The sequence below is a fragment of the Clostridium sp. D33t1_170424_F3 genome (genome assembly GCF_015667585.1).
Taxonomy (GTDB): Bacteria; Bacillota; Clostridia; order Oscillospirales; family Acutalibacteraceae; genus Anaeromassilibacillus.
The window spans coordinates 139,907-164,284 of the sequence record NZ_JADPEG010000004.1 but is presented as its reverse complement, the minus strand read 5'-3'; the positions used below and the strand labels follow the sequence as shown (position 1 = coordinate 164,284).

Sequence of the window (24,378 nt, the reverse complement as noted above, 5' to 3'; positions counted from 1 at the left end):
GGAATTTTCTGGATAACCAATTTCCATGTCTGAATTTATTAGATTTTCAACTAAAGTTTCGTCAATTTAAGACGATTTGCTTGTATACTTTTTTGATTCTAATGAACCATTTCAGCAAACAAAAGGCGTTCTTGGAACCAATGTGGTTCCAAGAACGCCAGCTGTTTATTTGTTTCTATTCGTCCAGCGCACTTGCATCCGGAATGTGTTTCTCGCATCTGCGGAGAATGACGCAGACGATGCGTGGGTATTTAATCAATCGTTACCGTACAGTGTTTAACCGGCGTCTGCCCATTCAGCGCCGTATACACGCCGGTGCTCTGGCCCGGTGCGCCAACGGCGTAGACTCTGTAATAGCAGTCGTTGCCGATCTTCGCCACAAACTGGGTCTTGAGCACGCCGCCGTCGCCCACGGTGAAGCTCGGAACCTGTCCGTTGCCGTTGACAACCGTCATCTTGAAGCAGTACGCACCGCCTCTCCTGAGCGTGAAGTCCAGAGTGGTATCGGAACGAACGAACGCCTGCTGTACCACGCCCTGAGCCGCGTTTACCACCGCGATACCCTGCGCGCCGTAGAGGTTGCCGTAGGATGGCGTGCGGCTGCCGGAGCCCCTGGAGGGTTTGTTTTCCGGTTTCAGCTGCAGGCCGTTGTACGCGTTGGTGACGAGGTCGATCGCCTGCGCGATTTCTTCGCCGGTCGCGTCCGGATCGTCCAGCACGCCGTTTGCCAGATTGACGGACGCCTTGAGGGCCGCAACGCTGGTATCCGTGTACTTGCTGAGATCCAGTGTGTTGTACATATTGAGCACGTCTTTCAGCGCGTCCTTGGTCGGAATCTTGCGGAGCGCCTGCATCGCGTTGTTCAGCGCGGACAATGCCGCATTGACTTCCGCCGCAGTTGCGTCCTGGTCTTCCAGCACAGCCTGCGCGTGGGTGAGCGCCTCGGAGAAGGCTTCCTTGCCCTCGTCCAGATACTCGTTCAGATCGATCGCCAGCGCCGTGTTGACCACCTCTTGCAGAAGGTTCTTATCCGCCGCGCGGACCAGGGCGTTCCACGCCTTTTTCAGCGCGTCGTATGCTTTTTCCACGTCCGCCTGGAGCGGTTCGCCGTCCGCGATCAGCTCTTTCGCGGTATCGACGGCGGTCTGGAGCGCCGCCCAGCTGTCGGAGGTGTAATCCGCCGGGTCAAGCATCTCGATCACAGCCAGCAGATGTTCCAATTCGGTGGTGTCGCCCTCGGCAAAGCTCAGGAAATGGATGGCTTTCAGCATCTTCGACCATGCGTTGTCGATGGCTTCCTGATTGGCCTTCCGGTCGGCTTCCACGGACTGCGCGTTTTCCAGCGCCTTGTCAAATGCCTTCCGCACGGTCGGAATTGCCGCGCCGTACTCGTCGCCGCTGCGGAGGTCTTCCGCGATAGAGATGACCGTGCGCAAAACCTGCTTGTTCACAGTGGTGAACGCAAAGTTCAGTTCCTTGTCCGCCTTTGCCATTTCGCCCTCGTAAGTGAACGCGGACTCGTTAGTTTCCTCATTGAATCCAATCGCGTCGGAAACATCCTTGCCGTTGAGCTGGGCGGAGAGGAACTCTCTGCCTTCCACTCTGGGGGTGAAGACCAGTGTGAACGCTTCGCCCGCTTTCAGCGCCGCCTTGTAGACGCCGGTCAGGTTGGCAAGATCGGTGTTTTCCCCATCTACCGCAATCCGTGCATTGGTATCAAAACGAGTTGTCAGAGCATATTCACGGCCCGGCTCTTCAGACGGCGTCACGGTAACGACGCATTCCGCCTTGGTTCCAAAACCTTCCACAAACCCGAATACAGAGAAGCTTCCCTCTTCCTGATACGCTTCCTGCGGAACCGTGTTCCAGACAATCTCACAATTCGTTGTGGATCCATCGAAATAGGTAACTTCTGCTGTTCTCGGCAGAACCGGCGCGGTACCCGCAGGCGTATTCGCAGCAGAAGCAGCGATCTTTTCAATCAAATTGATTTCACTGTATACATAAAGCTCGCAGACTGCTTTGACGTCGCTTCCCGCTACCGTTCCTTCAACGATGTGGAACCCCAAAGAGGCTGCCGCGTCGTCCGTACGGTCCCAGGCAACCGCTTTCTTCTGCTCTGAACCATCCGCCATGATGACGGAAATCTGCTCAGGAAGCTGCGCGGTTCCATGCAGCGGTACAGACGCTGTGATTGTTTCCACAGCAGATACTGTGTTGGTCTTACTGACTGTTACGGTGCAGGTTGGCTTCATTCCAGTGCCTTCCACTGTGCCCTCCACTGTGAAGGCACCTTCTTTTGCATACTGGTCGGCACTGATGTCCGCCCACTTGATACCGATTTTCCCGGTTGTCCCATCGGAATACTTTAGTCCGATCTCTTCCGGCAGCGCCGGCGCCTTTCCGGTCAAGGTAGCGCGGGTAATATGCTCGACATCAACAATGGTCGGTTCTTCTTCATAGACGCTTACCGGAACGGAGATGTAGCGGGTTTCATACCCTTCCTTGGAAATACGGACCAGGACTTCCGCTTTTCCGGCATTCGCCGCCGTGACTCGATTTTCCTGGATGGAGAGGACGCCCGCCGCAGGCGCAACCGCAAAACTGCAAACCGCGTCTATTGGATCGGTTTCCAGCGAAAGCGTTGTAAAATCGCCTTTCTTCAGACGGATCTGTTCCGGAATGCCCTGCACGGCAATCTGTTCCCGGTCGCTGTCGCTTCTCGGCAGGAACCGGGCGTTCGCCCAGTCGCTGTGGTCGTGCGCGTTTGTACCCAGCGGATCAACCACCAGCCTCAGTTCTTTTGCACCGATGATATTCAGACGGACGTATTCTGCCTCCGTCTCCTGTGTCATCCGGGGAGATTCGTATGCCAGCTCGCCATCCACCCAGATTTCAAATTTCGCTTCACCAAGTGCGGGCGAACCGTCGCTGGCGGTTCCGCCCAGCCAGTCGAGGCCGAGATAGGTTTCAAAAATGTCATAACCGAGGCCCTCAATATCATAGACAATTTCAGACGCCGCGTGGACGCCCAAACCGCTGTTAAATTGTTTTCTCTCCCCATTGACGGTCAGTTCCATCGGACCGCCGTTCAGGTTGGTACCCTTTGCGATCTCTTTCCAGCCGGTGGAGGCGGACTTCCATACCACATCTTCCAAAGGCACCTCATCCATTTTGACGAAATGAATGGTGTAAACCTGCGGGTTGCCCTCAATATCGTCGATGCGGATGACAGCCGTTTCGTCAAAGGACGCCGCCTGTTCTACCTCCGCCTGGATGGACGAATGCGCAGTGGCCGCTTCTACATGCGGAACCTCTGTCCGGCTGCTCAGATATGGGATGGTATACTCGTGCTGATCCAGCGCAAAGTCGGGCAGCAGCCGGCCGTCCACTTTAATCCCGGTCAGCGTCTGGGAGATGATGGCCTTCTGGGCTTCGTTCATCATCTGCTCCACGGAATTGTTCTGGCCTGTAACCGGGCGCATCCGGTAGGTAAACGTGTATTTCCTGTTGGACTGCACCTTGTATTTTTCCAACATGGTGGGCCCGCAGCTCCCGTTGCCCAGCCCGGTCTGCATGTAGTCGAGCGTCAGGTAAACCTGGTCGGATTTCTTCAGTTCGTACGGATGCGCTTTGCTGTTCAGCTCCGAGGCGGAATAGTGCTGTGCGCCGAATTCCATCTGCGTATCCGTGGAAACCAGCAATCCGTCGCCCGCTTCGTCGGTCAGGGAAACCCAACGGACGTCGGTGCGGTTTCCGTTTTCCTGCGGCTTCATGTACGGTACAAACATATCGTCCACAGTGGTCTCATAAACGCCGACCAGAGAGCCGGTTTTGCGATCCACATAGTTTTCGTCCGGACCCCTGCCATAGTAGGTGACGTTTTCGTATCCCTGCGGCAACTCCATCTTCATACCGACGCGGCCCAGCATTTCGGACGCCTTGGAGTCAAAATTGCTGGTTACCACAATGTCTCCCGTCGGATAAATAACGTATTCTACTACGTTGGTGGAATTATTCAAAGAGGAATAGGACAGCGGCACGCGGATCACAATTTTGGAATCCGTCTGTTCCACCGCGACCTGTCCCACGGATGCGGCCGGATCGCGGTATTTTGCGTTAATGGTTCCATTGTCAATCCTGGCGCGCCAGTAATTGGGCTTCGGCGCACTCTGAATCATTTCCTTGCCGTTGTTTTGATAGGAAGTGAGCTCTCCTTTTGCCGTGTTGAACCGTACCTCGAACCCATCTCCCTTTGCGGTAAGAATGTCTCCGTCCTGCTTTACCTCTGTAAATTTTTTGGAGGTATCCAATGTCAGACCGGGCTGATTCGCGGTAAAGTCCGTCTTGAACTGCTCAAACGCAACGACCTGGCCTTTTTTCGCCCAGAGGGTATCTTCCTTCAATTTAAATTCAATATTGAGCAGGAACTCGCTGCCCTCGCGGACCGTATCCGGCGTTTGGTATCCAACGGTGATGATCTTGGAACTGTTGCCGGGAAGGTCGATCTGCTCATCTGTCAAAACACCGGCCTGTACTTCCACATTGTTGTTGTACAGTGTCCAGACGCAGTCATATTCATTCAGGTTGGTAAACTCCAGCAGGTTATCCACTTTTATTTCGCCTTTGGAGAGGTCGGATGCTGTGAGCCTCACGCCCTGATAGGCTTTTTTTACTTCCGCGTAAGCCGGATGCAGAGTCCGATCCGGGAAAATGACGCCGTTGCTGCAAAAGTTACTGTCATTGGTCTTATCGCCCCAGTCCCCGCCGTAACCGAAGTAGGATTGCTCATTGACACCGGTGTCGACTTCCTCCACTGAATCAAAATCCATCCAGAGCGCCACGCCATTGTCGGACGGCTTGCGGTTATCCGCACGGATTTCCTCCGGAGACAACGCGCGGTTGTAGACGCGGACATTGTCGATCTTGCCGCTGAACTCCCTGCCGCTGCGTTCCGTGTCTGTGCCGACCGCCACCTGGTATTCATTGCTGGAGAAGGTCTTGACGCTGACCTTTTTGCTCGCAGAGAGCTGACCGTCAATGTAGATATTGATGGTTCCCGCTTCCGCGTCAAAAGTGGAAACCACCTGATGCCAGTTCTCAAACCAGTCGTCCGGAACTGACGCCTCCAGGCTGACCCATTTGGCGCTGGAGGAACCGGTCGCATTTGCGTCATAGATAAAGAACTCCACAACGCTCTTATTCTGCGCGGTGTTTCCAATATACTTCATGGCATACTGACTGTTGCCCTTTGTAATCAGCGCACCGTTGGTACTCCCGGTTACCCGGTTGGGATAAACCAGCGCTTCCAGCGTCAGGCTGCCTGTGATATTCAGCGCCTCGCTCGCGGGCAGTGTCGCCGTGCCCTCCAACGCGGTGCCGTAGCCCAGATCGTCCCTTGCTTCCAATGTCCCGGTATATGTCGCGTTCAGTCCTTTGGGGCCCCGGTCTACAAGAAGGTTTGCAGAATCCAACGCGTTGAAATCGCACCAGAATAAAACGGAGTCGTCCTGCGGCGCTATACTGGCGTCTGCCACCTCCTGTGCGGTCAGCGCACGGTTATAGACGCGGACATCGTCAATTTTACCGGTAAACGTCCGGCCCGCGCGCTCCAGATTCTCGCCGACTGTGACCGCATAGGTATTGGTGTTGCGCACATTCTTACCGCCGGTGGAAATCGACTTAACCTCTTTGCCATCCAGATAAATCTTCAATGTGCTGTCTTCTGCGCTGAACACACCTGTTACCTTGTGCCAGTTGTTCATCCAGTCGGACGGGACGGGTGTTGTAGCGGACACCCAGGCATTGCCGCTCTTAAAGCAGAACTCCAGATTGTTGTTGGTGCACTGCAACGTGAACTGCTCATTGCCCTTTGCAATAATTGTATCGTATCCGCTGCTGTTTTTTCCGGTCTGCTTTACCAGCGCTTCCACTGTAAAACTGCCTGTTGTATCGAACACCGGGTCCGCCGGCAGTTTTGCTGTGCCGGCCAGCGCGTTATCCGCATTTTTGCCGGTGACCAAAGAGCCTGTAAAATCGGCGTGCAGCTTGTTGGGGCCGCTGTCTGGCAAAACGTTCTTTTTCTCGCCGCCCAGATTCACGCGGATGGACTGATCCACCCAGTCCCAGATACATCCACCGATCAGCTTGTCGTATTTTTCAAACACATCGACATATTCCTGCAGGTTGCCGGTACTGTTACCCATGGAGTGCGCGTATTCATGCGCAAAGTAGGGCTTGGGATTGTTGTCTGTCGCCACGCCGGGCAGGCTGATTCTGCCGGAGAAGGAGCCGTCCGCAGAGGGATAGGTAGAGGAGCGGGTATCGGAATAATCTGCGCTTCCATCTCCTCTGGAATTAAAATAATGCACCGGACGGGTCGTATCCCGCGCCTTTGTCCAGTCGTAAATCTGCTGGAATACGGAGCCTGCGCCGGATTCGTTTCCCATCGACCACATAATGACGCTGGGATGGTTCTTATCACGTTCCACCATACTGGTCATACGGTCCAGATGCACGGCGAACCATTTATTGGAATTGTTGCCCGGGACATTGTGCATCGCGCCGTGTGCTTCGATATTTGCCTCGTCGACCACATACATCCCATATTCATCGCAGAGCTCATACCAATAGCTGTCATTGGGGTAGTGCGAAGTCCGGACGGTATTGACGTTCGCCTGTTTCATCAAAATAATATCCTGCTCCATCAGCTCGCGGCTCACGGTGCGTCCGGTATCCGGCGAAGTCTCATGCCGGTTAAAGCCCTTCATAATCACGTTTTGACCGTTGACAAACAGGCCTTCATTGTCCCGCAGCTCCACTTCCCGGAATCCGATGCGGGAGCTGGCAAATTCCACGCTTTTTCCCGACGGGTCGCACAGCTCCAGAACCAGCGTATAGAGGTTCGGTTTTTCCGCGCTCCACAGCTTGGGCGACGCGATTTCCTGCTCCACTCTCATGGTGGCAATATCATAGCCCATCGCGTCTGTTTCGCCGGTAAACTCCGGCTCAAAATCCTTTTCAAAAACGGGGTTCTGCGTGTCGTCCAGCAGCTTGGCATGGACGGTATAGCCGGGAGACGCATTCTCCGCCAAACGCCGCGCCTGAACGGAGAGTTTGAACGTTGCGTTTTGATAATCGCCGTCCAAATCCGTGACGGTCTCATAGTCAAAAATCTCCACTTGATCTTTAGAGTACAGGAAAACGTCGCGGAAAATACCACTCAGCCGGATAAAATCCTGATCCTCCATGTAACTGCCGTCGGACCAACGGTACACCTGTACCGAAACGGAGTTTTCTCCTTCTTTCAAGTAAGGGGTAATATTAAAGTCCGCGGGGGTATAACTGTCTTCACTGTAGCCGACCTGTTCCCCGTTGATCCAAAGGTAAAACGCCGACTCCACGCCCTGGAAGGACATAAAAATCTGCCGCCCGCCATCCAGCATCCCGGGATTGACCGTAAAGCTGCGGCGGTAAGAACCGACCGGGTTATAGCCGGTTGGCGCTGTCGCATTGTTGTAATCATTTTTTCCGCCGCCGTTCAATGTCCACGGATATGTTGAATTGGTGTAAATCGGCTTATCGTATCCCTGTGTCTGCCAGTTTCCGGGCACCTGAATGGTATCCCAGGAACTGACGTCGTAATTTTCTTTGTAAAATTCGGTATTGCGATCCGCGGGTTTCTCCGCGTACTGGAAGCTCCATTCCCCGTTCAGCAGCTGATAATATTGGGAATCTTCCTCTGTTCTGGCAACGGCCTTTTCCTCCGTGTCATACGGCACAAACGCCGTGTGGGCAGGCTGCCGGTTTACTTGAAACTGTTGGGGATTCCCCGTCCATTCATTGCCGGTCCATTGAATCCCTGGATCATTCTGCGCTGCAAAAGTCAGCGTGCTGCCGAGTCCGGTCCCATTGAACAGCATGGCAACCGCCAAAATCCAGGCAATTTTTCTGTTTTTCACTTTTCTTCTCCTTTTCCATCTCTCATATGACGAACAACTCCTCCAAGATAAATCAAACTTCACCACCCCTCCTTAATCAAAAGCACTAATATTTTTAACAATATCATAAACATTCTATTTTTTTGTTTCAAATAATAACTTTAGAAAAATCTATTCAAATCCTGAAATTGCACAGGAAGCGCTTGATTTCCGGTTCCCTCAAAATAGCGGTATTTGACAGATCCACCACATCCATATATGATAAATACATACACCATTTTTACCGCAGCTTTTCCAGACAACGATGTATGGAGCAGAGAGGAACCATCATGAAACCCTATACGATAAAGGAAATTTCCAATTTATTTCAGCTTCCCACCTCCACCCTGCGCTATTATGAAGAAGTCGGTATTTTGACGGACATCGCCCGGACGGATTCCGGACAGCGCATCTATGAAGAAAAGCATGTGAACCGGTTAAAGACGATCTGTTGTTTTAAACAGACCGGCATGACGATCTCGCAGCTGCAGGCCTTCTTTTCTTATGAAGAAAAGGAGCAGGAGCGCATCGACGACATCCTGTCTCTCCTTGAACAGCAAAGAGAAAACGTGGAAAACCAACTTGCGCAGCTGCAAAACGCGTATGAGCATGTAAAACGAAAGCTAAATTATTACGGCGACATCAAACAGGCGATCACAGCCGGATTTCCAATACCCAATTGGGACGCCTATCGGGAAAAAACCTACAATTCTCATGACGGATAAAAAATGCCTGCGGTGAAAACCGCAGGCATTTTTTATCCGTCATGTATTCTTTTACTCTTCTTTACTGTACCTTTTACGAGCCACAAAAAAGCCAAATCCGTATGCGATCACGCCAACGCCGAGACCCGTCTGCACACAGAATAGAAGGCTCTCAATTTCCCCTGGAAGCTCCCCGCCAATCGCCTGTTCCAGTACCGGTGTGAACCACGGCTCATAGGCTTCTCCGCGAATCTGTTCCACCATCTGGCTTCCCGCGTCATCACTCCCGCCGAATGCCGCACCTTTCAAAACAAACAACGGCACAACAGCAAGCAACACCACCAAAATGAGGGATAGCACTACGATTTTCGTCTTTTTACTCATAGTCAAGCTTCCTCCTCCAGAAAACCGATCTCACGCAGTTCCGGCTTTGCATAACTTTCCAATCCAAGAATAATGAGCATTGTCAGAATTCCCTCAATCACCGCAAGCGGAAGCTGTGTGGGCGCAAATACGCCCAGGAACTTCACGATACTTGCGGCAATCCCGCCCTCTGCACTCGGATTTGCCAGAGCCAGTTGCAGGCTGGTCACACAATAGGTAAACAAGTCGCCCAAAGTCGCCGCGATAAAAATATTGGCCAGACGGGGAATCCTGCATTTTTTGCCCAGTTTATACAGGCCCCAGCTGAGCAGAGGGCCGGCGATTGCCATGCTGAACGTATTGGCCCCCAGGGAAGTCAACCCACCGTGCGCCAAAAGAACGGCCTGAAAAACCAGCACAATAATCCCCAAAACGCTTGCGGCAACCGGGCCAAAAAGGATGGCCGCCAAGCCGGTGCCGGTCATATGGCTGCAGCTGCCCGTAACAGAGGGGATTTTAAGCGAAGAGATTACAAAGATAAACGCTCCGGCCATCGCAAGCAGCAGCAACGCCTTCCTCTGCCGCTGGATCGTATGCCGGATGGAAATTACTCCCCCCGCCAGAAACGGGATACAAACGGCGCCCCAAAAAACACAATACAGCGGGGGCAAATATCCTTCCATAATGTGCATGGCAAATGCATTCTGGGGTACACAGAGCACAGCGCCCAACACAATGGAAAGGACAAATACTTTCTTTTCATTTCGAGTCATGTTTTTCCTCCTTACAAATTATGCCGCAAAAAATGCCTTTCTCTGAAAAGAGAAAGGCATAGGATAACAAACAGTTACCGATGCGGCAAGCTGAATGCAGCCTGCGCAAACGTTTTGTCCGTCCGCCGCGCAGTTCCCGCCTCTTGAGGTCTCTCCCAGGCAGAATATCAACTACAAGGCAGGTCTTCCGGCTCAGGCGTTTGCGCCCCGGCTCTGCCTTCCCATGTGTACCCACAGTGGCATAAAAAAGCCGGAACTTGCCCTTTACGGCGGCGGTCCCGCACGGGATTTACACCCGTTTCCCTATTCTCCCGACCGGCTGAAAGCCTCGGGCACCTTGTAATGTCTGTAAAAATAATATACCATAGATTTCCTGATCTGTACAGGAATTTTTAATTGTCTTTGCCTGGCCGTGCACTCGGATAAATTGTATATCCGTTTTTTCCACGTTTTTTGGTCTGATAAAGAGCTGTATCCGCACATTTGTACAACAACTCAAATGTCGTTCCATTCTCAGGCGATATTGCCACACCGATACTGGCGGATATGCTCCAGCTCATCTGTCCAACCACATGCTGCATATGCAGCGCAGCGGAAAGCTTTCTACCTATTTCATCCGCCTGCTGCCTGTCGGCAATCAGAGTAAAAGCGACAAATTCATCGCCGCCGATCCTGCCAATGACCGCTTCCTCATGAAAATACCTCTTAATAGTATCTACAAATGTAACAATCACAGAGTCGCCAAAGGCATGTCCATGGGAATCGTTCGCCTGTTTAAAATTATCGATATCAAAAATGAAAAAAGCGTACCGGCCGGTTGAACTCTGCTCCAGCAGCCGATTGATCCGACGTGCCGTGGCCATTTTGGTATAAAGCCCCGTCATTTCATCCTTCTGGGCCAGTTCGGTCATCTCAAACGCCTGCTTCTTCTCTTTATCAATATTTTTGCGGTATGTAAACATGTGGATGCAGCCATCCTCCGGCCAAAAATATGTATGGGCGTCAATCCGCAGCCAGAAATAGTCCTCGCCGTCCAAACGGATCATGAAATCATACCGCAGATGCGTATTCCCCTTTTCATATTCCCTTAGTACGTTTTCCGGCGCAAAGGTGGAAATGTAGCCTTCTCGAAACTCTTCTTTAATTTGCTTTTTTGCAATTCCCAGAAGCGCCTGGTCGTAGGGGATATCTCCCGGCATCCCCAGGCTCTCAAAATACCGCTTTGTACTTTTGCCTGCCGCCTGGTTCTGCGTTATATTCAGCTCATAGATGTTATCATACATCTGCTCCGTTGTCTGCCGGAAAATTTCCTTTTGCTTTTCATTCATCTCCATGATTTTTTTATTAAAACCCCGGATTACATATGTGATTACCACAAGGATAATTCCGATGATCGCAATAATAATCAGGACAGTCTGAAAAAGCTGCCGGTAAAGCTCTTCCATCAAGGGACCGATATTTCTTTCCACCACCAGATGCCAGGACAGCTCCGGCAGATAGCGCGCAACCATATAACTGGACAAACCGGCCGTATCGCCTTCGGAGGTCCAAAAGCTGCACGCGGATTCCCCCACCGTCCAATCCAGGATTCTATGTTTTACGTCGCTGCTGAAAGCATTCAGCTCGAATAGATTTTCCTGTTCATAGCCTGAATACTGCGTGGAAATTTCAATTTTTCCTGTATCGTCTATCAAATAGGTTTGAACGCCAAACTCTCTTTCGTACTCATGCAGCAAGCTTTGCAAATAGTCGATGCGCAGTCCTACTCCTACAATTCCCAGCGTAGTCCCCGCGTCCGATTTGATTTTACAGTTCACAAAGACTGTAATTTCATTATTTGCCGCTTCGTCATTGTCCACATTCATCGCATAATCCGCGTCGCTGTCCAGCAGCTCGTAATACCAGACATTTTCCGGATTATCACGTGTTAAAACCCGGTCCAGTCCACGGAAGTTGTAGTATCTGCCGGTTGCCGTGGAAACCAGAAAAACCGAATCATAACTGTATTTCTCCTGATAGTTTCCTAAATATTTCCGGAGTCTTCCGATATAGTCTTCATCCTCCAGATATGTTGCCTCACTGCTGAGCAGATCCCGCAACAGGCTGTCGTTTGCCATTGTAAGCGAGATATTTACCGGTTTTGTAAAGGTGGTTGTCAGTTGATAATAAATCCCCTCTGAGGTCAGAGAGGAAACCTGCTCAACGCTTTGCAAAGACGTGTCAAAATTTGCCTGATAGCTGAGGACAGCCGTCAGGCAAAAACCGATTACGATAATGACACAAACCATCAGATTGGTCCGCAGCAATATATTCTTTTTCATGCCCTATCCCTCTTTAAATGTAAGAAACGCCTGATGCGTCTCTTGCGTGCTTTGCGTCGCAAAGTCTATATATGATTTTACATTATAGCATTTAATGTACCCTATATAGTTTCAATCCATAAATTTAAGTCATATTTATTTCTTCTATTTGTATATTCCATAATATTCCTTTTAATTTAACAAACTCGCATTCTCTCTTTTATATCTACTTTTCAAAGACAAAAGACAGAACTGCTTCCCGCTGATGCAGAAAGCAGTTCTGTCCTTTAAAAAATCGTTTCATTCTATTCAGGAATCCTTTTGATTATATGATACAAATAAACACCTGCAGGTCCGATTTACACATCGGATCTGCAGGTTTATTTACGCAAATGTATTTTATACGACAGGATCTCATGGTTTGCATAAGGCCTATCGTCATTTTCATCCCACGCTTTCCCGGAAACCAGACACAGATGCGGCCGGCTTCGTTCCATCACCGACTGTAATGCGGTAAAGGTGCGATAAATTTTTCCACGTAAGCCGCGTGATATCCCCGCTGGGCTCGACACCGGCACGCGCCTGCAGCCACCGAACGGCCGCGACAGAGGCCGTATCATGGATATTATTACAGGAAACAAGGGGCAGGGAATCATAATGGGCATGGAGAGCGATCAGCATACCATGAATCATGTACAGGTGCTCGTTGACCTCATTGGCGTGAATGACCTGGCCTCTTTGAAAAATCGGATTTACCGACGCCGCCGGGCTGATTTCCACTAAAGCGCGTCGGTACTCGTCGGCTACTGTGTACCAGGTGTCCATATCTGTCACGCCGGTGATGGGCAGCCCGTGCCGCCTTTGGAACGAAGAAACAGAGGCAATGGTATCGTTGGCATAAATTCCGTCTGGCACGACGGGAAGAACCTCGTTATCATATTGCGCGATGGCCCGCAGCATTGTCTGCAGGCTCCGGACCGGCTGGCCAATCGGTTCGTTTGTAACCGCCATTTTATCACCTCCTAATGAGAATCGGCCATGCCATAGCGCAGGCTGTAGCCTGGATACTGCGCGAAACGGGGCGTTCTGGCAAAACGAAGTTCCCCAATATCGTCAGCCAGGGCTTTAATGGTAGCAGAATCAATCTGTCCATTTGTCGGAAGTTTGCAAAGCTTTTGGAATTGCAGGATCGCCCGCTGGGTCATTGCGTCGGGCTGCCCGGTAATTGGCGGGCGGGGCATGCCGGGTGTCGCGTTGGCCACCGTGTTAAGCTGCGTCTGCAAAGCCTGAACCGTAGTGGCTGGAGCTGGGTTCCCCTGATAGGGAAAGAGTTCGCCCCGGCTGAGGACCGTCTCAGCAGTACCCGCATAAGCGTCGTATATGGCATCCCATGTGGGTGCGCCGACCTCCCCGGTTTCCGGCATCCCGGCACGCCTCTGAAACGCCAGCACAGCGCTCTTTGTTTCTGCATCGAAGACGCCTGTGACCTGCACCGGTGGGATCTGCGGGGTAAATTCAGAGAGAACCGCCAGCATATACTGTAAATGAGACACCTTTTGGCCGCTGTCCCCCTCTATAATGGCGTCCGGATATGCCCAAGATATTCCCGTAAAGGTCTGTCCCAGTGAATTCAGCTCCGCCAAACGTTTGACGCCCACATACAGCTTGACAAGCTGATACCATGTACCTTTGCCCACAACGCCGTCTACAGCAAGGCCAAAAATGCTTTGAAATTTGCGCACCGCCGCCGCCGTCATCGGACCGAAGATACCGTCCACCGGATAAATTTTAGGTATTGCCGGATAATTCTGGGAGATACGGTTCAGGGACGTTTGGATAACGGTCACATTAGGGCCTGTGTCCCCTTCGCGCAGTGCTGTGCCCGGATAAGAATTTGTTATGTTCTGAATGGGTGCGTCTATTACAAGCTCGATATCGTCGCCATAATAGTTTTGGAGAATCCGCATAGAATCGTACCCCTGCTGCGCCAGTTCCTCGGACCCCCACTGGCTCAGGCCCTCACAGGTTGAGGTTGTGCCATTGCAGAAGGAGGCAAACAAAGGCTCTACAAAGCCCTGGCGGCGTATGTAGTCGTTAAACAATTCATCGACAAGACGGTTAATATCCTCAAAGATATTGCGTCCCTTAACAAACGCCTGATCATAAGCGGTTGTGTTGGTAATGTCAAAGTTGTAACCCCGGCTGCGATAGAATTCCGTGTAGACGCGGTTTAATGCGTAGGAAACCTGAGCCAGAATGTTTGCCCGCATGGCGCTTTCACTCCATGTGGGATAAATTTCGCTGGAGGCAACATTCTTGATATAGTCTGAAAAGGATACCGTTACATTGGAAGCGTTGCTGGACGGCGCCCCCAAATGCACGGTAATGTTTTCCGGTATGTATGGAATAACGGTTGGCAAAACGTACCTCCTTACAAGTTCTGCGGCGGAACGCTGAAGGTTTCTGTCTGGTTCCAGACCTCCGGCGCCTCATCCAGGGGAATGAACTGTAAATTTTGTTCCGATACGGTATCTGGAAAGATTTGCACATCCTCCACGATAATTCGTTCATATTGCGGGTGCTCCGCCGTCACATCAACCAGGGAAAACGGGCGTTCCTCAGACGGCGCCTGACTTGCCGCCAGATCGGGTGTTGGAATGCTGATCGATCTGGTTGCGCCGCTTTCATCGGTCAACCAGACGGCAAGAAGCTCTGTCAGTCCGTCCGGCGACTTCTGCGTAACCGTAACCGTCGCGTCCTCCACGGGAATCATTGCGTCTGAAGTGAAAACACGGGCCATAAGGTATCCCTGCGAGGGCATACTGATCCCTCCTTTCTCTGTTCTTATACCCTAAATATATGTGTCGGAAGGAAAATTCAGACGAAAATTTACGCTCTTTTGCAACCATCGGAACATAGAAAAGGACCTGTCTCCTGTAAAAGCAGAAAACAGGTCCCTATTCATACATGTGAAAAACCACAGACGCACGCGTCTGTTCAAAAAAGTGCATCTTACAGGGCGTAAACAGTTAGCCAATAAATAACTGCGTCCAATAATTTACGCCGGATGCATTGCGGTGATACCCCACGCCGATCGACGTAAATTTCGCATTCATAATATTCTTCCTGTGGCCTTCGCTGTTCATCCAGCCCTGCATCACCTGTTCCGGAGTCTTCTGTCCCCATGCGATATTTTCGCCGGAGCTCCTATAGCTCACATTTTGTTCGGTCAGTGCGGTAGAAAAGCTTCTTCCATCCGGCCGGGTATGCGAAAAGGATTGTGTAATCTCTTTGGCCCTTACCTGCGCGGCTGAGGCAACCGGCTGGCTGAGCGTAAGCGGAGCAAGCCCCGCCTTGGCCCTCTCCTGATTGACCAGTTTTACCACCTGCTCGGCATAAGACAGCATATCCGTGTCTGTGTCAGGCGTCTCCGGCTCCGAAGAAGGCGGCACGGGAGACTCTGGTTCCGAAGGCGTGTCGGGCTTTGAAGGTGTATCGGGCTGCGAAGGCGTGTCAGGCAGCGAAGGCACATCAGGCTGTGAAGGCGCTTCGGGGCACCAAGGCAGTATCGGACGCAAAGGTATCTCCGGGCACCAGGGAATACTGGGGCGCGAAGGCGTCTCAGGCCGTGAGGACGTTTCAGGCGGGGAAGATGTTCCCGGGTTTGAAGACGTTTCGGAATCCTCAGACGCATCAGGATGCAACGATTCTTCGGGCTGCGAAACTTCCGTCTGGGGTTCGTCTTCAGACGGCTCAGGACGTGAATCTGTATCCGGGACAGAAATCACACCGGAACCCATGGAACCGTCGTCCTCTATGTAGGGCGCTTCCACATCCGGTTCTGCCATCTCCGGTTTTTCCGGTTCCCCGGGGACCGTATTTTCCTCATTCACCTCTAAATCCACACTGTCCCCCACCGGCTGATACACGCCGTTTGGGTGCGAATTTCCCGGATCAACCGGTAACTGAACGGATGCCGTCAGCAGTGCCAGAACGATCATCAGCAGTCTTAATTGCTTCATAATTTTTACCTCCTATCGATTCAACGTATTGGTTACAAGTTTGTAACAATTTAATCTTAATATAAATCCATTGAAAATGATAGCGGTAAATTCTAGCAGACGGTTTGGAACCGCCATGGGTTCTTCCCTTATCCTTTCAGAAACTTCCCCATTGCTTGCATTGTTTGGACCGCACAATTATAATGTAGCTGGCGGAAGCACAAAAGCTCTGGCAGGTAAAACACAGAAAGCGGGTGACGTTTATGGATCATAAAATTCTGCTGGTAGATGATGAAAGAGACATCGTGGACTTGATGGAAGAAATTTTGCGCCAGGAAGGATTTCAAAATATTCAAAAAGCAACTACCGGGGCGGCGGCAATCAAAGCCTGCCGGGAATGTTCCCCCGACGTTGTAGTGCTGGATATCATGCTTCCCGACCTTGACGGGCTTGAGGTTTGTAAAAAAATACGCGAATTTTCCTTCTGCTCGATCCTGTTTCTATCCTCGAAAAACGATGATATCGATAAAATCCTCGGACTTTCCTGCGGCGGAGACGACTACATTACTAAGCCGTTCAGCCCGCGTGAAGTCGTGTTCCGTGTGAAGGCCCAGCTTCGCCGTCAGCAATATCAGGCGACTTCATCCTTAGATGAGAATCCCCGCCTGACCGTCGGCCCGCTTTCGATTGACAAAGAAAGCTGCCGTGCCTACAAATCGGGAAAAGAAATCAGCCTCACCGGTCGCGAATTTTTCCTGCTCACCTATCTGATGGAAAACGCAGAAAAAATCATCAGCAAAGAGCGGCTCTATGAGCAGGTGTGGGGTGAGTACAGCAGCATCTGTGACAACACCATCATGGTGCATATCCGGCATTTACGGGAAAAGATAGAAGAGTTCCCCTCCCATCCGCAGCAGCTGATTACGGTGAAAGGCCTTGGCTATAAGCTCAAGAGAAGGACTGACTAAATGAAAAAATCCGGTTACCGTACAGTATTACATATTTATCTGCTTTTCTTTTTGTCTCTGTTCGGCACAATTCTGGCAGTGGCCTGTCTCAGCTTCCTGTTGATTACCGTTCAGCAGCCGGACGGCTCCATGAAAAGAAGCGACTGGCCGAAGACCTTTACAGAGGATTTCAGGGAACAAATACTTTTTATTGACAACGCACCACAGATTAAGCAGGCAGGTATTGCGCTGCTGCATGACAATCATATAGGACTGCAGATACTGGATTCGTCTGGCAAGGACGTATATCATTACCAAAAGCCTCAGCAGGCGATGGATGCCTATTCCACCGCAGATCTGCTGCACCTTTATCAAACGGGGCAGGCAAAAGACAGACCGGTTACCGCCTTCGTTGGAACAGTCTCCAACGAAGAAAAGGACTATGCGTATATCCTGTACTTCCCTGTAAAAATTTTGAAAGTCACCATGTACTTGAATGGAGAAAGATTTACAGGCGGAAAAACCATTGTGCTTTTTGTTTTAGGCGTCCTTTTTCTGGTTGCTATGATTTCCGGCGTTTTATATGGACTTTGGACCACAAAAGCCATGAAACAGCTGACAACGTCCATTCGGGACCTCTCTTCCAGAAGCTATCTTCCTGTCCATGACCACAGCGCCTTCCGCGACCTGTACGACAGTTTGAACGCGTTGGACGCGGAAATCAGGGCCAGCGACCAGCTGCAAACGCAGACAGAAAAAATGCGGGAGGAATGGATCGCCAACATTACCCACGACTTAAAAACACCGCTTTCCCCCATCAAGGGCTACGCGGAACTGTTGCTGGAAGACATCAGTAACAATGAAACGCAATGCAAACGCTATGCCGGTATCCTGCTGAAAAATGCGGCATACATGGAAACGCTGATTGACGATTTAAAATTAACCTATCAATTGGAAAACGGCATGCTTCCCATGAAGGAAAAAGAGCAAAATATCGTCCGCTTCTTAAGAGAACTGGTCATTGACCTTTTGAACACCCCGGATTATGAAAATCGGATCATTCATTTTGAGAGCAACGCAGAACGCATTGACCTTACATTTGACCAAACGCTTTTCACGCGGGCCTTCCGCAATCTGGTCATCAACTCTTTTGTACATGGCAGGGCGGACACGGAGGTCACCCTGCGGGTTTCAGGTTCTGGCGAAACGGTCCGAATCGATCTGGCAGACAACGGGAACGGCATGACGGCGGAAGAAACGGCACATCTCTTTGACCGATATTATCGCGGTACCAGCACCGAAAAAAAGCCGGAAGGGTCCGGTCTGGGGCTGGCGATCGCCAAAAGCATTATTGAACGCCACGGCGGTACCATTTCGGGTTCCAGTATTCCCGGCGTCGGCACCTCCTTCCAAATTTTATTTCCTGGCGTTAAGGTTAATTAAGGTTCTCTGAAGATGACATTAAGGTTGGTAAACTATCCTGATTACAGTGATTGTTTACCAACCTTTTTATTTGCAAAGGGGGTGGATTCGTGAAAGGGAAATGGAAACAGATGCGGTTGTATCTGCTAACCGCGACCGTCGCCTTGTGCGCGGGGTTCGCTATTACGGCGCTCCTGCTGCGCCCGCAGAGATTGGAAATCGGTGCGATCGATCTCTCTGCGATTCAGGACGGGGATTATATCGGCGTCTGTCAAAACAAGGTTCTTTTTGCCGTTGTCAAGGTGCGGGTACAAGACCATAAAATGGCCGATATTGAGATTGTGGAGCACAAAGCCTCTTATATGGAGCAGGCGGAACGGACCGCAAGGGCTGTGTGCTCCGAACAGTCATTGGAGGTTGACGCCATAACCGGGGCAACGCTCACCAGCGACACCGTTTTAAAAGCAATTGAAAACGCATTGGTTCACGCAGAAACGCCGTCTACGTCTAAATAGAAAGCAGGTAGCATTATGAAAATTATCCTGAAGTACATTTTAACAAATGTAAAAGAACGCAAAACACGCACAGCCGTTATGCTGCTGTCCATTTTGCTTTCCACCACACTGCTATTCGTATCTTTTTCCATCAGCGCGTCTTATGAAAGCGCCCAGCGGAAAATGGCCCGCGGTATGGCTGGAAGCGCAACGCTTTCTGTAACGGCGGCAAAAGGCGGCATCCATATGGATATACTCCCTAACCTGTCTTCCATCAAAACAAGCGTTGGTATTTTGGAGGGGACCGCTCTTTACCACGAAAACGGTTACTACGAGAGCCTTGACCTGATTGCGGCAGATTTCGCACAGCTCCAACAGATCAATCCACCCAGGCTGATTGACGGCGGAATGCTGGACAATTTTTCCGGAGATCAAGTCATTTTACCGGACCGATTCACTGCAAAATACGATATAAACGCAGGCGACACCATTACCCTGCAAATCGGTGGAAATCCCATCCGTCTGCAGGTAGCGGCGATTGCCGCCTATGATACGGTTTTCTTACGGCATACAAGAGGCGCAAACGCCCTGCTGCCCCCTTCCACGCTGGCCGGGCTGCTCCGTCAGACGGACGGATACAGTAAAATCCTGATTGAACCTGCCGATGGCATTACTACAAGTGAATTAAAAGAAGAATTATCGGCTGCATTGCCTGATGGAATTTACAGGGTATCTGAAGTGGTAAACGAAGCGCAGATTGCAGCGGATGCAAGGCAAAAATCCATGCCCTTCTTTCTGATCAGCTTCTTCGCCCTGACTATGAGTATCTTCATCATTTACAGCAGCTACAAAGTAATCACCTTAGACCGTCTTCCGATAATCGGTACATTTCGCAGTGTAGGCGCGACGCAAACAGCCGTAACCCGCATTCTCCTTCTTGAAAGCGCCCTGTACGGCTGCATGGGCGGGCTGATTGGAATCCCTGCGGGCATTTTGGCCTTAAAACTAATCTTACAGGGGATGGGACAATCCCTGACACAGGGAATTGAAATTCCAGTTGTGATTTCTCCATACAGCATTCTTTTTTCTTTTGCCGTCGCGGTTACCGTATCGCTGTTTTCCGCGTGGTTCCCGGTACACCGGGCAAGTTGTCTGCCAATCAAGGACGTGGTATTCGGAACGGTAGAAGAAACGCATGATTCCCGGTGGTTCATCGTGGTTTTGGGCACAGCGTTGTTTGCTGCCTCCGTTGTGCTTCCCAAATTGGTTACCGGGAATATGCTGTACCTGGCAGGAGGGTTCTCTCTGCTGGGATTGATCGCTGCAACCATTTTGATAATTCCCCTGTTGACCAATCTGCTTTCCATGGGGCTGGAACGCCTTTACGGGATATTTTGGGGAAACGAGGGACGGCTTGCCGCCCGGAATATGCGGGACAACAAAAACGTGCAGCAGAATATCACCCTGCTTTTTATCAGCATCTCTGCCGTCATTGCAATTACCACTGTGGGCAGCTTTGTGACAACCTATGTGAGCGACGTATTCAAAGGCGCAGAGCTGCAGGGATTTGCAGATGGAAAAATGGAACCGAACTTTGTAGAACAGGTAAAAAATATGGAGGGCGTCGAAAAGGTGCTGCCTCTCCATGTATTTAAAAACCGGATACAGGCAAACGGCACGACATTGAGCCGTTTGGAGGGAACCGATCATCTGGACTGGTACCGTTCCATGTTTGCGCTGCATGAAACGGAAAAAGGAATGATCGAACAAGCGGTTCCTGCCTTTGCCACAGAGAGGACTGTCCTGTTAAGTGAAGACTGTATGAAACGGATTGGCTCTTCCGTTGGAGATACCCTGTCCCTTTCCAACGGCGTTACGCAAAACGACTATCTGATAGTCGGCTGCTTTAAGTCACGCGCCACAGACGTTGAGGCTGTCATTTCTTCCTCTTTTACAGCGTCTGACTTTGGCGCTTCCGCCTATGAGTTCCTTGCTTATACCGCGGCGGACCCGGACGCCGTCATGGTGCAGATCCGCGATCTTTTTGGTGAAACACCGAACTGGAGCCGGACTGTAGAGGAGTTTAACAACGACGCACTTGTTACCGTGGGCGCCTTTTTGCAGCCGATGCACAGCCTGACCTATCTGATCCTTCTATTGGCAGCCGTGGGCGTAATCAACAACCTGCTGATTAACTGCATACAAAAAAGACGCAGCACTGCCATGTATAAATCTGTGGGACTCAGCAACCGCCAAAACACAAAAATGACGCTGGTTGAGGGCTTTTCCTCCGGACTCATCGGCGCCATTACGGCAATCTTTGTCTCTTACATGGAGATTCAAACGATTTTTCTTGTAGCAGGCCCCAAGATTTCAATGGTCCCGGAATTAGACGCCATGGCCTTCCTGACCGCCGGCGGTATGGGCATCGCAGTAACCCTGCTCGGTTCCATTGTCCCAGTTGTCAAAGGCCGGAACATGAAGCTGGTAGAGGAGATCAAATTTGAGTAAACAACAGGATTGGAGATTTCAAATGAAACAGAGCGTTGGCAAAATAGCCGTTGAGGGAAAACATATTGTGAAGAACTTTCGGATTGGCGACACTACGACAAAGGTATTGAAAGACCTGTCGCTGCAAGTGGCGCAGGGCGAATTTGTATCTATCATGGGACCGTCCGGCTCCGGGAAAAGCACGCTGCTTTACATCCTTGGAGGATTGGACATACCAACCAGCGGGCAAGTCCTGCTGAACGGTACAGATATTTCCCGTTTGGGGGATGAAAAAATGAGCCGGCTCAGGAGGCAGAAAATCGGGTTTGTATTTCAGTTTTATAACCTGATTCCCAACCTGAATGTGGAAGAAAATGTGATGCTTCCGCTGCTTCTGGACGGTAAAAACATGGGAAGCTGCAAAAAACAGCTTCATCACATTTTGGAAATAGTTGGTTTGTCCAACCGGCGAACCCATACGCCCCGCGAATTATCGGGCGGGCAGCAGCAACGCGTGGCCATCGCCCGTGCTTTAATCGGAAACCCTGAAATTTTATTTGCAGACGAACCGACCGGCAACCTGGACAGCAAAACCGGGGCGGAAATTATGAGCCTGCTGCAGGAGATCAACCAGAACAGCGGACAGACCATTATCATGGTGACGCACTCCCCGGAAGCTGCTGCATGCAGCAGCCGAACGATCACCGTACAAGACGGCTGCATCATTTAAGAAGCAATGCTTCGTCATGTTTTACCGGTGCCGTCTGCCTTTGTCAGGTGACAGCAGACATTGTTTTATAAAAAAGCGGCGGCGAGATAAAACCCAAAAGGTCTTACCTCACCGCCGCAAACTCGTATCAGCGTTTCCTATATTATTTATGTTGCAGTTATTATGGAAGGTTCCATAGGCTTTTATCTGCTGAGATTGCTCATTCAGTCAACCTCTCTGGACCTTTTATACACTTCTCAGGCCGATGCTTTTGCCTCATTCAATAACAGGGCTTTTATAAAAGGTTTGCTTTCTTTGCTGACTAAAAACATAAATGCACCATTGCGGCACTTTTGCATACGCTCGCCCTTTAAGATGAAATCATAGCCCATAGAGCACCTCTGGTTGCAGGTGGACGGGTCAATCAACCGCTTGCAGACGGGCGCTTCTCGAATGGCCCGCACCATCTCTTCGGGCAGCGTATCTAACACCTCCATATACTGTACAATATGGTTTGCATAGATACGGGCGATCAGTCCCTTCTTGCGGAACACATAGTTGGCAATGGTCTTTTTATTCAAGCTATAGGATACGACATAGCCGCTCTTGGCGAGCTTTACCTCTATTTTACAGCCGAGTTCCGTCAATTCATCATGCAGAGCACGCACAAACTCCTGATTTTCAACATCGACGGCATCTAAAAAATCATGAAACGTATATTTCTCACTCATTGATACTCCTCCTGATATTTTCAATTTATCGTTTTTCCTTGTGGGCCGTAATAACGGTATAACTGTACGCATTGATTGTTATGATACATCCATCCGCATATACATACCAGTTTTTCCCTCTTCTTTCCACAACGGCACCGGCAGAACCGGTTTTCGCTTTGCACCATCCGATCACGTCCTCTGTATCCAAAGAGAGATTCCGTTTGATTCGCACGGCGCCTAATTCTGTCGTGTGTAATCGATCCACATTTTTCAGCAATTCATCATGTTTACTCATTTTATAAGAACACCTGCTGTCTGCATAGTATCCGTCAAAAACGACTGGAAATTACTGCTTTTCATTTATCTCAAACGTTTCCGAATGAAAGTTTGCATAATAGCGTCCGCTGTGTGCAACAAATTTCAGCACACAATAATCCGGGTCGGTTACTCCTTCTGGATAGTACAGGGTGTCGCCTTCCTGCCAAATCATTTCCTTGCTGGCAGGATCCTCTAATACCTCCATATGTCCGATCAGCATAACGCCTCTGAAGAAACGTTTATCGCAAAAGTAAATACTTGCATTGGGATTTTTGCGATATTGCACCACCCGCATGGACGATGTATTGGTCGTAAAATAAAATTCCCTGATGCCAACTCGCTTACGGGGCGGAAGCATTGCTTTCATATTGGGAAAGCCATCCTCTGAAATGGAAGCGATAAAGGAAACGCCTTGTTTGTCAATCAAATTGCCTATGGTTTTATCCGCGTCACGCATCATTTACCTGTTCCTCCTTTTAATTTTTAATCTGTCCGCCAAAGGCTCCGATCCTGCATGTAAATCTCTTCCGCCATCCTGAACGCTCAGTCATTCCAGCTGGTTGCATCCTTTGGCATCGCCGCTTCATAACAGCCAAGCTTATGGAAGCGATACCATTCTGTTATTTTATTTTCCGGCGCCGCCTGCAAAGTCAGCAGCACTTCTCTTGCAAATTCCAGAGAAGCTGTTCCGTTTGCCGTAACAATGTAACGGTCGCTCACGGCCTGTTTCATCACATAGTTCGCTTCACCGGTATATGCTGCGCCCGCCCACCGCTTTAAGTCGTTCAAATCGTTACTCGTATGACGCACATTGTTCAGGACGCCTATTGTACCCAGAAACGCCGCGGCATCGCAAATACCGCCTAAAACTTTCCCGGCTTCCAGGCATTTTTCCACGATTGGTTTGACTTTCCGGGCGGCCTCATTTCTCCACGACATGCCGCCGATCAAAATCAACGCTTCATAATCGGCGGGAACCGAATCGATTGCAAAATCAGGCAACAGATGAAAACCGCCGATCGAACAGATTTGCTCTTTCGTCAAAGACAGGGTTTTTACCGCATAGTTTCCCTGTCCCAGCATATAAAGGGCAGAGGATAAGTAAGCCGCTTCCCAATCCGCATATTGGTCCAATACCACGAACAGAATCTCTTTCTTCATATCG

The 24,378-nt window shown here is 50.4% G+C and carries 18 protein-coding genes and 1 riboswitch; of the genes, 6 read left to right on the top strand and 12 right to left on the bottom strand.

All coding sequences use genetic code 11. The annotated features are described in order from the left end of the window. Nucleotides 1-251 precede the first annotated feature (251 nt). Complete coding sequence (locus tag I4V53_RS04195; RefSeq protein WP_195984139.1) at nucleotides 252-7,961, bottom strand: glycoside hydrolase family 2 TIM barrel-domain containing protein; 7,710 nt, start codon at nucleotides 7,959-7,961, stop codon at nucleotides 252-254. Between the two features lie 308 nt (nucleotides 7,962-8,269). Here I4V53_RS04195 and I4V53_RS04190 point away from each other — a divergent pair, with 308 nt between their 5' ends. Continuing rightward, on the top strand, nucleotides 8,270-8,704 hold the full coding sequence (locus I4V53_RS04190; protein WP_195984138.1) for a MerR family transcriptional regulator: 435 nt from the start codon (nucleotides 8,270-8,272) through the stop codon (nucleotides 8,702-8,704). Between the two features lie 51 nt (nucleotides 8,705-8,755). On the opposite strand, the gene I4V53_RS04185 is transcribed toward I4V53_RS04190, so the two are convergent. From I4V53_RS04185 to I4V53_RS04155, 7 genes are all read right to left on the bottom strand, one after another. Next, nucleotides 8,756-9,067 carry an energy-coupling factor ABC transporter substrate-binding protein gene (locus I4V53_RS04185; RefSeq protein ID WP_195984137.1) on the bottom strand — a complete coding sequence of 104 codons (312 nt, stop codon included), beginning with the start codon at nucleotides 9,065-9,067 and terminating at the stop codon, nucleotides 8,756-8,758. A 2-nt stretch (nucleotides 9,068-9,069) separates the two neighbouring features. After that, complete coding sequence (locus tag I4V53_RS04180) at nucleotides 9,070-9,819, bottom strand: energy-coupling factor ABC transporter permease (protein ID WP_195984136.1); 750 nt, start codon at nucleotides 9,817-9,819, stop codon at nucleotides 9,070-9,072. 160 nt (nucleotides 9,820-9,979) lie between these two features. Beyond that, nucleotides 9,980-10,174: riboswitch (cobalamin riboswitch) on the bottom strand. 37 nt (nucleotides 10,175-10,211) lie between these two features. Continuing rightward, complete coding sequence (locus tag I4V53_RS04175) at nucleotides 10,212-12,140, bottom strand: sensor domain-containing diguanylate cyclase (RefSeq protein ID WP_195984135.1); 1,929 nt, start codon at nucleotides 12,138-12,140, stop codon at nucleotides 10,212-10,214. A 423-nt stretch (nucleotides 12,141-12,563) separates the two neighbouring features. After that, nucleotides 12,564-13,130 (bottom strand): peptidoglycan-binding domain-containing protein, encoded by a 567-nt coding sequence (locus I4V53_RS04170; protein ID WP_195984134.1) that lies wholly within the window; start codon nucleotides 13,128-13,130, stop codon nucleotides 12,564-12,566. A gap of 11 nt (nucleotides 13,131-13,141) precedes the next feature. After that, nucleotides 13,142-14,539 carry a peptidoglycan-binding domain-containing protein gene (locus I4V53_RS04165; RefSeq protein WP_195984133.1) on the bottom strand — a complete coding sequence of 466 codons (1,398 nt, stop codon included), beginning with the start codon at nucleotides 14,537-14,539 and terminating at the stop codon, nucleotides 13,142-13,144. An 11-nt stretch (nucleotides 14,540-14,550) separates the two neighbouring features. Next, nucleotides 14,551-14,940 (bottom strand): spore cortex-lytic protein, encoded by a 390-nt coding sequence (locus tag I4V53_RS04160; protein WP_195984132.1) that lies wholly within the window; start codon nucleotides 14,938-14,940, stop codon nucleotides 14,551-14,553. Between the two features lie 208 nt (nucleotides 14,941-15,148). Then, nucleotides 15,149-16,141 (bottom strand): CAP domain-containing protein, encoded by a 993-nt coding sequence (locus I4V53_RS04155; protein WP_286167014.1) that lies wholly within the window; start codon nucleotides 16,139-16,141, stop codon nucleotides 15,149-15,151. A 242-nt stretch (nucleotides 16,142-16,383) separates the two neighbouring features. Between I4V53_RS04155 and I4V53_RS04150 the strand changes: the two genes are divergently transcribed. The 5 genes from I4V53_RS04150 to I4V53_RS04130 all read left to right on the top strand — a co-directional run bounded on the left by I4V53_RS04150 (nucleotide 16,384) and on the right by I4V53_RS04130 (nucleotide 22,203). After that, a complete protein-coding gene (locus tag I4V53_RS04150) occupies nucleotides 16,384-17,088 on the top strand; it encodes a response regulator transcription factor (RefSeq protein WP_195984131.1) in 705 nt (234 codons plus the stop codon). Further along, the gene (locus I4V53_RS04145; protein ID WP_195984130.1) at nucleotides 17,089-18,510 is read left to right on the top strand and encodes a sensor histidine kinase; all 1,422 of its coding nucleotides are present in this window, start codon (nucleotides 17,089-17,091) and stop codon (nucleotides 18,508-18,510) included. An 89-nt stretch (nucleotides 18,511-18,599) separates the two neighbouring features. Next, nucleotides 18,600-19,004 (top strand): FMN-binding protein, encoded by a 405-nt coding sequence (locus I4V53_RS04140; RefSeq protein WP_195984129.1) that lies wholly within the window; start codon nucleotides 18,600-18,602, stop codon nucleotides 19,002-19,004. A gap of 15 nt (nucleotides 19,005-19,019) precedes the next feature. Next, entirely contained in the window at nucleotides 19,020-21,494 is a 2,475-nt protein-coding gene (locus I4V53_RS04135; protein ID WP_195984128.1) for an ABC transporter permease, read from the top strand. A 22-nt stretch (nucleotides 21,495-21,516) separates the two neighbouring features. Further along, on the top strand, nucleotides 21,517-22,203 hold the full coding sequence (locus I4V53_RS04130) for an ABC transporter ATP-binding protein (protein WP_195984127.1): 687 nt from the start codon (nucleotides 21,517-21,519) through the stop codon (nucleotides 22,201-22,203). Nucleotides 22,204-22,439: 236 nt separating this feature from the next. Here the strand turns inward: I4V53_RS04130 and I4V53_RS04125 are convergent, their stop codons facing one another. The 4 genes from I4V53_RS04125 to I4V53_RS04110 form a co-directional block, all read right to left on the bottom strand. Continuing rightward, nucleotides 22,440-22,913: a hypothetical protein gene (locus I4V53_RS04125; RefSeq protein WP_195984126.1), complete on the bottom strand. Its 474-nt coding sequence runs from the start codon at nucleotides 22,911-22,913 to the stop codon at nucleotides 22,440-22,442. Between the two features lie 25 nt (nucleotides 22,914-22,938). Beyond that, nucleotides 22,939-23,190 carry a DUF3781 domain-containing protein gene (locus I4V53_RS04120; protein ID WP_195984125.1) on the bottom strand — a complete coding sequence of 84 codons (252 nt, stop codon included), beginning with the start codon at nucleotides 23,188-23,190 and terminating at the stop codon, nucleotides 22,939-22,941. Between the two features lie 51 nt (nucleotides 23,191-23,241). Beyond that, a complete protein-coding gene (locus tag I4V53_RS04115) occupies nucleotides 23,242-23,673 on the bottom strand; it encodes a pyridoxamine 5'-phosphate oxidase family protein (protein ID WP_207747831.1) in 432 nt (143 codons plus the stop codon). Between the two features lie 83 nt (nucleotides 23,674-23,756). Further along, nucleotides 23,757-24,374, bottom strand: a complete 618-nt coding sequence (locus tag I4V53_RS04110; protein WP_195984124.1) for a DJ-1/PfpI family protein — start codon at nucleotides 24,372-24,374, stop codon at nucleotides 23,757-23,759. Between the last annotated feature and the right edge of the window lie 4 nt (nucleotides 24,375-24,378).